The organism is Acidiphilium cryptum JF-5 (assembly GCF_000016725.1).
Classification (GTDB): Bacteria; Pseudomonadota; Alphaproteobacteria; order Acetobacterales; family Acetobacteraceae; genus Acidiphilium; species Acidiphilium multivorum.
This window is the reverse complement of sequence record NC_009484.1, coordinates 2,754,310-2,766,862: the sequence shown is the minus strand read 5'-3', so window position 1 is coordinate 2,766,862 and position 12,553 is coordinate 2,754,310. Positions and strand designations below refer to the sequence as shown.

Below are 12,553 nucleotides of genomic sequence, written 5' to 3'. Positions count from 1 at the left end.
GCCTCAGCCCTCCGCCACAACCCGCACGACCGACCCGGCCTGGGCGGACGCCAGCACGGCGTCGATCTTCGCCGCGTCGGTAATCGTGTCGCCCCGCCTGAAGCCCTCGAACGGCTTCACCACCACCAGTTTGATCTTCATCGTCTCTCCTTCAGCCGGTCATGCCGGCGATGAACGCGCCGTCCGCCGCGATCCCGCCGACCCCGAACAGCATGGCCGGCGTCGTCATCGCCTCGGTCGTCGGATATTCCGCGTCGTAAATGAGGTCCCGCCGGTACAGCCCGGCATCGATCGACCTGTCCGTGGTCTCGGTGCCCACAAAGCGCAGCCGCGCCGCCGCGCCATCGGCGAGGCCGATGAACTGCGGCGCCGCCAGCGCGGGGTCGATCACCGCCGTCGCCGCGTCCCGCGTCAGCGGGTCCGGGCACCACAGCGAAATCCGGAACGGCTGCACCTGGCGCTTGATCTCCCGCAGCGCGACACCCCCAGCCACGACGCGGGCGATCAGCCCGTGCGCCGCCGGCACGCTCAGCGTCGTCCCCGCGTAATTCACCAGCCACCCCGCCGCGCGCAGCAGAGCGGCGAGATTGCTCGCCACACTCGCCGGCGTGTCGCGCGCCTGCACCGCATAGGGAAAGATCGCGCCATCGACGGCGATGCCGGCGAGCTGCCCGGCCGCGCATTGCCCCGCGAACGTCGCCGCCATTCCCGCGACGCTGACCGACAGCGTCGCCGGCACCGGCGCCACCTCGATCCATTCGCGCGGATAGCGCGTCACGTTGCGCACACCGCCCGGCTCGGCGAACACGGTGGCGTGCATCACGCCCCGCGCGAGATCCGCCTCCAGCGCCGGCGCGTTCGGCATGCCGCGATAGACCCGGCACGTCACCATCCCGTCCGGCCCGGCGATCGCCGATGCCGCCACCGTTCCCGCCGGGTAGGAAGCCGTCGCGATCAGCGAGACGATCGCGTTCTCGACATCCTGCTGCCCCGCCATCAGACGATGCTCGCCGAAAGCGCGAGCCGCCAGATCCCGCCGAACAGCTCCGCCTGGTCGATCACGAACTGCCGCCCGCGCGCATCGCGCACCACATCCGCCACGTCCGGCGCCAGCCCCTCCACCGCCGCCACCGCGGCGATGTAGCCCGGCGCGCGCGTGTCGTCCGGCAGCCCGGCCTCGGCATGGGTCCCGCCCCGCGCCGGCAGCAGCGCCGCCGGAAATCCCGCCAGCACGCCGCGCGCCCCGGCGCCGAGAATCGCCCCATAGGGATTGATCCCCGGCACCGCCTGCGCCGCCGGCCGCCAGATCGACAGCGTCTCGTTGCAGCGCGCCCCCAGCACCGGCGCCGGCGGCTCGTTGTTCACCACGAGAAACGTCCCCGCCGGCCCGGCGACATAATCCCCGCCGCGCACATAGGCCTGGTCCAGCACGAGTTGCCGATAGGGCAGGCCGAGCGGCGCCGGCCCGCGCACCGAGCCCGAGACCGGCAACACCAGCACGCCCAGCCGCACCAGCCGGTTGGCCGCGACGATCGGGCACGCCCCGTCGCGCGGCCGGTAGGCGTCGCAGATCACGCCCGCCTTGCGCGCGGCCATGCCGCCGCCGAAGGCGATCCGGTCCGCCAGCCGCGTTCCATCCATGAAGACCTCAAACGATCAGGGTGATGCCATCCGAGGGGCCGAGCGCCGGCCCCGGCGGCAGGCCGAGAAACCCGCACAGTCGCCGCCGCCACTGGTCGAACAGGGCGGCACGGTCGCGCACCTCGTTGGCGTTGTGCTGCCAGCCGGCCGCCGCCTCGGTATCGAGATTGCCGCTCGCCTCCGGAATCGCGACCTCCAGCGCGGCGAGGGTGGCGAGGTAGTTCACCACCACCGCCACCTCTTCCGCCGCCAGGTTGTTCATCCGGTATTCGAGCGTGCCGTAGGCCTGGAAGAACCGCCAGGACTGGAATCCCGCCGCCCCGGCGCCATAGGCCGGATAGCCGCAGAACCGCCGCACATCGACCTTCTGCGCCTCGCTCAGCGTGCCGGGCGCGCTCGAAACACTGCCCGACATGTCAGTAGACCGAGCCGTCGCCGCGGGTGAAATAGACCGTGCCGGCGCCCGAGGCGAGCACGGCGCTCGCCTCGCTCACCAGCCGCCCGGAATCGATCAGCATGCGCCCGCCCGGCGGCACCGGCGTATCCGCCGCACTCGCCGGGCTCATCCCCGCGGTGCCCAGCCGCACGAACGCGACGGACGCCGCGGCGTTGTAGACGAGCAGGCTCGACCCGCCGCCGGAAAGCGCGGTCGACGCCGCGCTGGTCGAGGCGGCGACGGACGCGGTGCCCGATGGCCTGAAGGGAAGCGAGGACCCGATTGACATGTTCGCCCCCTCCTCAGCCGATATGCTCGATCATCACCGCGCGCTTGAAGTTGGAATTGGTCGCGGTCGGGATGGTGTTCGGCGTCGTCGTGGTGTCGGACGGCGCGCAGAACCCGCCGATCCAGTACCAGGACTGGGCGATGATCTGCTGCAGCCGGTCGATCGGCTCGCGCGTGACCATGGCGACACCGTCGATGATGTGCACCAGCGCATCCTTCGGCGCGACGTCGTCCGCGCCGATGCCGGCGAAATCCGCCTCGATCAGCGCGCCCTTGCCGCAGACGATCGGCCGGCGGATGTACAGCCCCGCCAGTGTGGGATGCGACTGCACATAGGCCTCGGTGGTGGTGATGAAACGCAGGCCGAGGAAGTCGTTGACCATGCCCTGGCGGAACACCGCGTTGCTCGACGTCGCGCCCTGGAACAGCTGCCGGAAATCCGGATCGGCGAAGAGCTGCCGGGCCGAGACCGGATCGAGATAGCAGTTGTAGACACCGTCGATTTCCGGCACCGCGTTCTGCCGCAGCGTCGCCACCGCATCGAGCAGGGCGGACATGGTCAGCGTGTCGGTCGCCTGCAGCGCGCTGGTCGTCCCGGCCCCCTGCGGCCGGACGATGGCACTCGCCGTCGCGGCGCGCACCGCATTGCCGACGGTGCCGTCAGATACGCTGACGTCGTTGGAAAAGGTCAGGGTTCCCGAAATCCCGCCCGGCGCCGACGATGCGTTGTTGACATCCGGCGTCACGCCAATGAGCAGATACGTATTCGAACCAACCGTTACCGTCAGCGGATAGCTGGCCGAAACCGCCGTCTGCACGCCGTTGACGAAAACGGTGGTGAAACCGCGAATATCATCGACCTCGATGCTCGGCGCCGCGCTCGCCAGCGTGGCGCTCACGCGTGTGTTGCCGCCGAAATAGGGGGCGAACAGCGCGTTGCGCGCCAGCTCGTCAAGGCTGCGCGCCGCCTGCTCGCCATTGGTCGCGGCATTCTGCAGGAACTGCGAGGCGATGCCGACGCGGCTGGTCACCATGTTCAGGTCCTGCGTCGCCGCGTAGAAATTCAGCGTCACGGTATACTGCTCGACACCCCAGCCCTGCGGCGTCAGCCCGTTATCGAGATTGGTGTTGGTCGCGGCGGCCAGCGGCGTGGTGACCGATGGCTTCAGCCCGGCGCGGGTCTTGGTCAGCGTCTCGCCGATGCCGACGGCGAAGCTCTCGCGATCCGCCACCATCCGGTAGCCGAGCCGCGAGCGCAGCGCCTGCTCGAATTCGCGCTCGAGGAAGCCCTGCTGGATGATCGGCTGCAGCGAGGCGGGAAAATTCGAAATACCCATGTCGTGTTCCTTCTGGATGACGCAATTCGCCGCACCCCGTCGCGCGGGGCACGGTTGTCTGACAACGCGTTAATTTGTTGAAAGCGGCCGGCGGCCGGCTCAGCCCCCGGCGCGCCGAAGCAGTTCGGCGCGCGCCGCGCGCCACTCGGCCTCGCTCAGCTCGGTCGCATGGCGCGCCCGCGGCGGCTCCGCCCGCGGCACCGACGCCGTGGATGACGATGACGGCGCGCCGAACAGCCAGGGCTTGTCCCGCTTCAGCTGCGCCATCAGCGCCGCCGCGTCCGGCGCCGTGCCGTCCTCGGCCGGCGTCATCGCCGCCGGGTCGATCAGTCTCAGCCCGTCAAGATCGATCATGCCGGCCCTGACCGCCTCGATCCTGAGTTCGGCCCGCCGCAGCCGCTCGGCGTGTTCGCGCCGCAGCGCCTCCATTGCCTGCTCGGCCGCCATCGCCCTGGCCTGCCAGTCCTCAGGCGCCGCCTGCGGCTCGTCCGGCAGCCCCTCGTGCTCCGCGAATTCGTCGCTCATGCCCCGTTCCGTTCCAGTTGGTCCCCCTCGTCGGCGATGCGCGCGAGTTCCGCCGCCGCATCCCCGATCACATGACTGGCGGCGAGACTCTTCACCGCCGTCTCGCGCGAGAGCTGGCCCGCATTGACCAGCGTCGCGATCGCCTGCGCCTCCTTCAGCCGGTCATCGGCCGAGGCGGCATACCAGCGCGGCCAGCGCAGGCTCAGCCGCAGGTCGGGATCGACCCGCGGCACCGTCCGGCCCATCACCTTCACGTCGAACCGCGCCGCCGCCCGCAGCGCCATCCGCAGCAGCGGCAGCAACCCGCCCTCGCCATAGGCAATCCGCAGATTGTCGGCGAGCCAGATCAACCCCTGGTTCATCAGCTCCAGCGCCCGGCCCGATTGCGGCGCCGCCAGCCGGTCGGCGCTGGCGCGGTTGCCATGCACGCTCTCCAGCGCGAACTCGCGCAGCGTCCGCACGTAGTCGATCACCGCGGCCGAGGCGGTGCCGCCAATCTCCAGCAGCTTGGCATCGCCCTTTTCCGAGACGATCAGCGCATTCCCCGCGCCCTTGACCATCTCGCGGTCGGTCGTCGCCGGCTCCTTGATCAGCAGCGTCGGATCGGAGGCATATTTCAGCCCGCGCCCCACCTGCGACAGCTGGTAATCGATCTCGATCGATGTCTCGATCGCCGCGCGAAAGGTACAGGCGCCATCGGCGCCCTCGCCGCCCGGCAGGTTGCGGATCCACACGATCGGCACGAAGCCGAGGTCATGCCGCACGCTCCGCGCCCGATCCGGCGCGGCGGGCAGCCCTTCGCCCACCGGCACCGGCTCGAACCAGGTCTCCGCCTGCGCATCCCAGCGCCGCTGGAACCAGTAGGTCTGGCCCGGGTCGATCCCCTGATAGCCCTGGCCGATCAGCTCCGCGCCCCGCACCTTGTAGAGCTCGGTCACCTGCTCCAGCGTGTCCGGCGCATCCTCGCGCCAGCGCGGCGTCAGGTATTGCGTCTCCATCACCGAACAGAAGAACCGCCCCTTCAGCACCCGGAGCAGGATCGCCACCGAGCCGACCGATCCGCGCAGCGCCGCGTCGATCATCACCTCGTTGAGCCGGCATTCGCCGAGGAGGTCGGCCAGCAGCGTCTCGATCTCCGGCTCCGCGCATTCGACGGCGGGGAAATGCCCCGCGCTGAACAGCAGCGAAACCGAATCCTCCACCACGATCCGGCACAGCCCGTAGCGCACCGAAGGCCGCCGCGCCCGCAGCGGCACATATTCGCCCGCCCCGTTGCGCTCCTCCTGGAACGCATAGGGCAGCGCGTCATAGATCGTCCCGTCCAGCACCCGGCGATAGATCTCCAGCCGCCGCGCCCGCGGCGCGAGGTGCGGATCGGCCGGGATCGTCTGGCAGATCGTCTCGAACATGAATTCAGCGCCCCATCAGAGAAAAATTCACCATCCGCGCCGCCACCGGCGCCTGGCCGAGCGTCGCCTCGGCGCGCGCCAGCGCGTCGACCTGGTCGTCCTTCTCGCCATCGGGAAAGGCCCGCAGCTCGGCGAGAAACGCGTCGGTCCAGCCGGCGCGCACCACGCGCGTCCCGCCGGCGCCGATCCGCGCCGCGGCCGGCATCGCCCGCGTCTGTTTCGATCCCGATTCCGGACTGGCGATCACCGTGAACCCGTCCAGCACCCGCCGCAGATGCGCGACCTGCGCGACGCCGGCCTGTCCCGGGTCCTGCGGCAGCGCGATCGCGGTGCCCCGCCCGTCCGCCTCGGCGGTCGCCCGCAGCAAGGCCTCGACCGCCGCCGGCCCCGCCCGCACCCGCACCACGTCGAGCACGACATGCGTGCCATCGGCGGTCAGCCCGAGCTTCAACCCCACGGTCCAGTCCGGATTCCGCCCGGCCGATGCCGCCGTCGCCGCCAGGTCCCAGGCGCGCACGGTGCGCACCACCGCCGGCGGCGCGTCGACGAAGCCGAGCCTGTCGAGTTCGAACAGCGTCCCGCCATCGCGCATCGGCCGCTGCTGGTAGAGCGCGGCGAACACGCGCTCGCCCACCGTCGCCCGCCGCCGGGCGATCGCCCGCGCATCCTCCCATTCCGGCCAGAGCGCCTCGCCCGGCGCCCGTCCGAGCGGGTCGTCCGCCTCGGCAAGTGCTGGCAGCCGCAGCACCGTCCAGCCACTCTCCCGGGCCATCAGCCGCCCGGCGAGATCGTCCTCATGCCAGCGCGTCATCACCAGCACGACGCGCCCGCCCGGCTTCAGCCGCGAGAGCAGTTCGGCGCGATACCAGTCATGCAGCGCGTCCCGCGCCGCCCGGCTGTCCGCCTCGGCCCAGGATTTCACCGGATCGTCGATCAGGATCAGATCCGCCCGCCGTCCGGTGATCGGCCCGCGCACCCCGGCGGCGAAATACTGGCCACCCCCCTGCAACGAAAACCGCCCCGCCGCCCGGTTGCCGGCGTCGAGAAGCAGGCCGAAATCCTCGCCCGCCTCGGCGATCAGCGCCCGCAACCGCCGGCCGAAATATTCGGCGAGCGAGGCCGTATGGCTCGCCGCGATCACCTCGCCCGCCGGATGGCGGGTGAACCAGAACGCCGGAAACAGCACCGAGGCATAGGTCGATTTCGCCGCCCCCGGCGGCATCTGCACCATCAGCCGGTCGACCTGGCCGGCCGCCACGCGCTCCAGCGCGTCGATCATCGCGAGCTGGTGCCGCGCCGGCCGCAAGCCCTGCGCCTCCAGCACCGCGGCGGCGAACCGGCGGAAATCGCGGGGCCGAACCGCCCCCCCTCTGGCTCCGTCGCAGCACATCATGCACCGCGCCGCGCACAGAACCTCATCATGACCGGAGGGATAGCCCAAAACGGGGCGGGTGGGAAAGCAGAAAAAACGCTATGTTAGATTTTTTCTTTCCCCCGAAGGCTCCACCCTCGGCTCAGGGGAAGCCGAACGCGACACCCATCTCGCCGCGCGCGGCGAAAGTGCTGCTCGTCGGCTCATAGAATCCGTTGGACGGTTTCGATGCGGCATAGTTGAAATGCCGCATCTCCAGCCCGGCGAAGACGTGCCAGACATTGTCGAGCCGCCAGTCGGCGCCGAGCCGCACGGCCTCCTCGCCGCTGGTGCCGAAGCTGCCGGAGAATCCGAGCGCCGGCGCCGAAACGCCGCCGCCCACCACTGCCAGTCCCTCCGCCGAGGCGGAGAGCACGAGCCGCCCCGTCGCCGCATAATCGAGCTTCGCGCCGAACCCGGCCAGCGCCGCGTGATAGAAACTGCCATAGCCGCCGCTGCCGCCGATATTGCGCGACCAGCTCTGATAGCCGGCGGCAATGAAGGGCAGCACGCTGACCGCGTGGCTCAGCGGCACGGCAACGCCGAGCTGGACCTCGACATGGTTGAACCGCGCCGCTTCGGACTGGTCGTATGGCACGAGCCCCTGCGACGTTCCCTGCAGGTAGCCCTGATATCCCAGCGCGCCGCCCGAGAAATCGTAGACCACGCCGGTATAGACGTCCGGCAGGCCCAAGGCCGGGCCGAGCCGCGAGGCGCCGAGGCTGAACCCCGGCAGCACGCCGCTCTCCTGGTCGGAGGTGTTGTCGAACCCTTCGTGATAGCTGTACCCCGTCGCCGTGATGCCGAGCGAAACCCGGGTCTCGGCCGCGGCAATCGCCGGGTTCACGCCCTGCGCCCGCGCGCACGGCGCGAGCCGCGCCAGCGCGAGAGCCAGTCCGAGCGCACAAAGGATATTCCTCGTCACAGCCGCCATTCCAGATCAATCTTGCGTAACACAATTTATCGCAAGAAAACCTGAACGTCTGCTTAACTTTGAGATGCCGGCGCGAATTCCACACATGTCACCCATCCGCCACGCCATGGCCGCGCGGGTCAGTGAAGCTGGAACATATGCGGGCTGCGCATCTCCCCTGGCGTGATCAGCGCGGCCGTGCCCACCCGCACCGAATGCAGCTTGCCCTCGATCTGCCGGCTCCAGAAATCGAGGAACCGGTGCAGCACCGGGTAGCGCGGCGCGATATCGAGGTCCTGCCACACGAAACTCTGCAGAACGCCCGGATGGTCGGGCAGATGGTAGAGAATCTCGGCGGTCGTCAGCCGGTATCCCTCGAGCTGTCGGCTCAGTGTCATGATCTGTCTCCGTCGCACTGTCATCGGCGGGCCGTGCGAGTCCGCTCCTCCTGACCATGACGATGCCATGACACCCCCGGGGGTTGGCAAGAAAAATCTTTCTTATCAACACTTTAGCACTCACCTCGGGCAATTGCTGCCGGACTTGACATCGGTTGCCCACAACACTATCCCTTTGGCACTCTCCCGGTGAGAGTGCTAGCAAGCATCCGGTGCCTATCGAGAGGGCCGGCGCTGCTGAGCCCGTCACTGTTGCAACAGACTTCTGAAGTCAGGAGCGAGCCACATGAAATTCCGTCCCCTGCACGACCGCGTGGTCGTTCGCCGGCTGAACGCCGAGGAGAAGACCGCCGGCGGCATCATCATCCCCGACACCGCCAAGGAAAAGCCGATGGAAGGCGAGGTCATCGCCGTTGGCCCGGGTGCCCGCAACGAGGCCGGCGCCGTCGTGGCGCTCGACGTCAAGGCCGGCGACCGCATCCTGTTCGGCAAGTGGTCGGGCACCGAGGTCAAGATCGACGGCGAAGAGCTGCTGATCATGAAGGAATCCGACATCATGGGCATCATCGAGGGTACGGCTTCGAAGAAGAAGGCCGCCTGATCACCCCCGGTTTCCCCTCCGATATCGCATAAAGGAAGTTACACATGGCTGCTAAAGACGTCCGCTTCTCGGCCGACGCCCGCGAACGCCTCATCCGCGGTGTCGACCTGCTCGCCAACGCGGTGAAGGTCACCCTCGGCCCCAAGGGCCGCAACGTCGTCATCGAGAAGAGCTTCGGTTCGCCCCGCATCACCAAGGACGGCGTGACGGTCGCGAAGGAAATCGAACTCGCCGACAAGTTCGAGAACATGGGCGCGCAGATGGTGCGCGAAGTGGCCTCGAAGACCAACGACCTCGCCGGTGACGGCACCACCACCGCGACCGTCCTCGCCCAGGCGATCGTCCGCGAGGGTGCGAAGGCGGTTGCCGCCGGCATGAACCCGATGGATCTGAAGCGCGGCATCGACAAGGCGGTCAACGCCATCGTCGACGAGCTGAAGAAGCGCACCAAGAAGATCACGACCCCGAGCGAAACCGCCCAGGTCGGCACCATCTCCGCCAACGGCGAGGCCGAGATCGGCAAGATGATCTCCGAGGCGATGCAGAAGGTCGGCAACGAGGGCGTCATCACGGTCGAGGAAGCCAAGGGCATCCAGACCGAGCTCGACGTCGTCGAGGGCATGCAGTTCGACCGCGGCTACGTCTCGCCCTACTTCATCACCAACCCGGAGAAGATGGTCGCGGATCTCGACAATCCGTACATCCTGATCCACGAGAAGAAGCTCTCCGGCCTGCAGCCGATGCTGCCGCTGCTCGAAAGCATCGTCCAGTCCGGCAAGCCGCTGCTGATCATCGCCGAGGACGTCGAGGGCGAGGCGCTGGCCACCCTGGTCGTCAACAAGCTGCGTGGCGGCCTCAAGATCGCCGCCGTCAAGGCGCCCGGCTTCGGTGACCGCCGCAAGGCCATGCTGGAAGACATCGCGATCCTCACCGGCGGCCAGGTCATCAGCGAAGATCTCGGCATCAAGCTCGAGACCGTGACGCTGAACATGCTCGGCCGCGCGAAGAAGGTGCTGATCGAGAAGGAAAACACCACGATCGTCGAAGGTGCCGGCAAGAAGGCCGACATCACCGGCCGCTGCAACCAGATCCGCGCGCAGATCGAGGAGACCACCTCGGACTACGACCGCGAGAAGCTGCAGGAGCGCCTGGCGAAGCTGGCCGGCGGCGTTGCCGTCATCCGCGTCGGCGGCGCCTCGGAGACCGAGGTGAAGGAGCGCAAGGACCGCGTGGACGACGCGCTGCACGCGACCCGCGCCGCCGTCGAGGAAGGCATCGTCCCGGGTGGCGGCGTGGCCCTCGCCCGCGCCTCGCTCGCGATCAACAAGCTCAAGGCCGATAACGACGACCAGCGCTTCGGCATCGACATCATCCGCAAGGCGGTGCTCGCGCCGATGCGCCAGATCGCCGAGAACGCCGGCGAAGACGGCGCCGTGATCTCCGGCAAGGTGCTCGACAACGACGACTACAGCTTCGGCTTCGATGCCCAGTCCGGCGAGTTCAAGGACATGGTCAAGGCCGGCATCATCGACCCGACCAAGGTCGTCCGCACCGCGCTGCAGGACGCCGCCTCGGTCGCCGGTCTGCTCATCACGACCGAAGCGATGGTCGCCGAGCGTCCGGAAAAGAAGGCCCCCGCCGGTGGCGACGCCGGAATGGGCGGCATGGGCGGCATGGGCGGCATGGATTTCTGATCCGCCGCTCCAGGCTCAGGCCGGGATACCGGAAAGCCGTGGGGGCAACCCCACGGCTTTTCTCTTGAGCCCCGCCTGTTGCGCCGCGCCGCCGTTCAGCCCCGCCGCCGCTCCAGCCCGAACGCCCAGGCCGCCACCGCCAGCCCCGCCAGCGCGAGCGCAGCGCCCAGCAGCGGCAGGCTCCGATAGCCGATCCCGGCGCCCAGCGCCGCCCCGCCCAGCCACGCCCCGCCGGCATTGCCGAGATTGAACGCCCCCTGGTTGATCGTCGAGGCAAGGTTCGGCGCATCCCGCGCATGGTCGATCACCCGCGTCTGCAACGGCGAGACCAGGGTGAACACCGCCATCCCCCAGCCCGCCATCACCAGCACGGCCAACAGGCCGAACGGCAGCGCCGCCCGCAGCGCCACCAGCAGCACGGCGATCGCCGACAGCGTCGCGACGATCGTGCGCGCCGCATGCCGGTCCGCGAGCCGCCCGCCGAGCAGCCCGCCCGCCGTCAGCCCGGCGCCGAACACCAGCAGCGCCACGCTCACCCAGTGCGGCGACAGCCCGCCCACCCGTTCGAGCATCGGCGCGATATAGGTGAACACGCTGAACAGGCTCGCCGAGCTCAGCACCGCCATCAGCATGGCGAGCAGCACCTGCGACCGTCCGAGAATCCGCACCTCGTTGAGCAGCCTGGCCGATCCCGCCCGCAGGTCGCGCGGCAGCAGCAGCGCGATCGCCGCCATCGCGACAAGGCCGATCGCCGCCACCACCCAGAAGGTCGCCCGCCATCCCGCCGCCTGGCCGAGGATGGTGCCCGCCGGCACGCCGAGCACATTGGCGAGCGTGAGGCCGAGAAACACCAGCGCCACCGCCCGCGCCCGCTTCTCCCGCGGCGCCAGCTCCGCCGCGACGACCGAGCCGATCCCGAAGAACGCCCCGTGCGACAGCGAGGTGACCACCCGCGCCGCCAGCATCGTGTCATAGCCCGGCGCCAGCGCGCAGAGCGCGTTGCCCAGCACGAACACGCCCATCAGCCCGAGCAGCGCCGCCCTGCGCGGCCACCGCCCGACCAGCACCGCGAGGAACGGCGAGCCGAAGCTCACCCCCAGCGCATAGGCGCTGACCAGAAATCCCGCGCGCGGGATCGAGACCGAGAAATCGCGCGCGAGATCGGGCACCAGCCCGACGATGACGAACTCGCTCGTGCCGATGGCGAAGCTCGCGACGATGAGCGCGAGCAGGGGAAGTTTCATGCCGGAATTCCGCGAAAAGGGAACGGCAGTGAACACGCCGCCGGCGCCGGCGGCAACGCCCGCCGGCGGAACTCAGCCCCGTGTCTGCGGATTGTCGAAGCGCGGCGAGCGCATCCGGTGGATCGCCGCCTTCAGCGCATCGGCGAAATCCCGCCGCTCCGCATCCCCCAGCGCCATGCCGACGATCTGCCGCGCCTCCCGGTTCGCCACCGAGACGATCGGATTGGTCCCCGCCTGTTCCTCGACATCGACGCGCAGCCACCCCGCCTCCAGCCGCACCTCGCTCCTGCGCCCGCCCGGCGTGGTGCGGGTGATGGTCAGCGCCTCGTCGGTCAGCACGATCACCTCGGACGCCTTCGCCCCGCGCATGTTCATCCCGTAGAGCGTGACGGCGAGGATGAGATCGGCCCCGTTGAACCCGATCACCGGCATCGCGCCCAGCCGCCACATCAGGCTGGTCACCAGCAACGAGCCGGTCGCCATCACCCCGAACACGACGAACATGCCGCGCCGGCTCATGCTCCGGTGCGGCGTCAGCACCGCCTGGAAAATCGGCCGTCCCTGTCCGGCCATACCCAACGCTTCCGCCATGACGTTATCTTCGCATCGAATGCGCATTCCGCAAGCATGGATGCTTGCCAAAATCCCCCCCGCCC

15 protein-coding genes are annotated in these 12,553 nt (G+C 69.3%); 2 read left to right on the top strand and 13 right to left on the bottom strand.

Going from position 1 to position 12,553, the window contains the following annotated elements:
• Positions 1 to 3 precede the first annotated feature (3 nt).
• From ACRY_RS19965 to ACRY_RS15020, 11 genes are all read right to left on the bottom strand, one after another.
• The gene (locus ACRY_RS19965) at positions 4 to 141 is read right to left on the bottom strand and encodes a hypothetical protein (protein ID WP_013640860.1); all 138 of its coding nucleotides are present in this window, start codon (positions 139 to 141) and stop codon (positions 4 to 6) included.
• Between the two features lie 10 nt (positions 142 to 151).
• The gene (locus ACRY_RS15065) at positions 152 to 997 is read right to left on the bottom strand and encodes a hypothetical protein (protein ID WP_012040110.1); all 846 of its coding nucleotides are present in this window, start codon (positions 995 to 997) and stop codon (positions 152 to 154) included.
• Positions 997 to 1,641, bottom strand: a complete 645-nt coding sequence (locus ACRY_RS15060; protein WP_012040109.1) for a hypothetical protein — start codon at positions 1,639 to 1,641, stop codon at positions 997 to 999. Before ACRY_RS15060 ends, ACRY_RS15065 begins: the two co-directional genes overlap by 1 nt.
• A 7-nt stretch (positions 1,642 to 1,648) precedes the next feature.
• Positions 1,649 to 2,056 (bottom strand): hypothetical protein, encoded by a 408-nt coding sequence (locus tag ACRY_RS15055; protein ID WP_012040108.1) that lies wholly within the window; start codon positions 2,054 to 2,056, stop codon positions 1,649 to 1,651.
• Between the two features lies 1 nt (position 2,057).
• Positions 2,058 to 2,366 carry a hypothetical protein gene (locus ACRY_RS15050; protein WP_007423130.1) on the bottom strand — a complete coding sequence of 103 codons (309 nt, stop codon included), beginning with the start codon at positions 2,364 to 2,366 and terminating at the stop codon, positions 2,058 to 2,060.
• A gap of 13 nt (positions 2,367 to 2,379) precedes the next feature.
• Positions 2,380 to 3,702: a DUF4043 family protein gene (locus tag ACRY_RS15045; protein WP_012040107.1), complete on the bottom strand. Its 1,323-nt coding sequence runs from the start codon at positions 3,700 to 3,702 to the stop codon at positions 2,380 to 2,382.
• A gap of 99 nt (positions 3,703 to 3,801) precedes the next feature.
• Positions 3,802 to 4,227, bottom strand: coding sequence for a hypothetical protein (locus ACRY_RS15040; protein ID WP_007423132.1), 426 nt, complete (start codon positions 4,225 to 4,227; stop codon positions 3,802 to 3,804).
• Positions 4,224 to 5,636 (bottom strand): phage portal protein, encoded by a 1,413-nt coding sequence (locus ACRY_RS15035; protein ID WP_007423133.1) that lies wholly within the window; start codon positions 5,634 to 5,636, stop codon positions 4,224 to 4,226. The genes ACRY_RS15040 and ACRY_RS15035 overlap by 4 nt, the downstream gene beginning before the upstream one ends.
• Before the next feature lie 4 nt (positions 5,637 to 5,640).
• The gene (gene terL, locus ACRY_RS15030; protein ID WP_231295283.1) at positions 5,641 to 7,029 is read right to left on the bottom strand and encodes a phage terminase large subunit; all 1,389 of its coding nucleotides are present in this window, start codon (positions 7,027 to 7,029) and stop codon (positions 5,641 to 5,643) included.
• A gap of 121 nt (positions 7,030 to 7,150) precedes the next feature.
• Positions 7,151 to 7,981 (bottom strand): hypothetical protein, encoded by an 831-nt coding sequence (locus tag ACRY_RS15025; protein ID WP_012040105.1) that lies wholly within the window; start codon positions 7,979 to 7,981, stop codon positions 7,151 to 7,153.
• A gap of 119 nt (positions 7,982 to 8,100) precedes the next feature.
• The gene (locus ACRY_RS15020) at positions 8,101 to 8,358 is read right to left on the bottom strand and encodes an usg protein (RefSeq protein ID WP_007423236.1); all 258 of its coding nucleotides are present in this window, start codon (positions 8,356 to 8,358) and stop codon (positions 8,101 to 8,103) included.
• 286 nt (positions 8,359 to 8,644) lie between these two features.
• Here ACRY_RS15020 and groES point away from each other — a divergent pair, with 286 nt between their 5' ends.
• Both groES and groL read left to right on the top strand, forming a co-directional pair.
• Positions 8,645 to 8,959: a co-chaperone GroES gene (gene groES, locus ACRY_RS15015; RefSeq protein WP_007423235.1), complete on the top strand. Its 315-nt coding sequence runs from the start codon at positions 8,645 to 8,647 to the stop codon at positions 8,957 to 8,959.
• A gap of 44 nt (positions 8,960 to 9,003) precedes the next feature.
• A complete protein-coding gene (groL, locus tag ACRY_RS15010; protein ID WP_007423234.1) occupies positions 9,004 to 10,653 on the top strand; it encodes a chaperonin GroEL in 1,650 nt (549 codons plus the stop codon).
• 95 nt (positions 10,654 to 10,748) lie between these two features.
• Here the strand turns inward: groL and ACRY_RS15005 are convergent, their stop codons facing one another.
• A complete protein-coding gene (locus ACRY_RS15005; protein WP_012040103.1) occupies positions 10,749 to 11,897 on the bottom strand; it encodes an MFS transporter in 1,149 nt (382 codons plus the stop codon).
• A 72-nt stretch (positions 11,898 to 11,969) separates the two neighbouring features.
• On the bottom strand, positions 11,970 to 12,488 hold the full coding sequence (locus ACRY_RS15000) for a DUF2244 domain-containing protein (RefSeq protein WP_231295282.1): 519 nt from the start codon (positions 12,486 to 12,488) through the stop codon (positions 11,970 to 11,972).
• Positions 12,489 to 12,553: the final 65 nt, after the last annotated feature.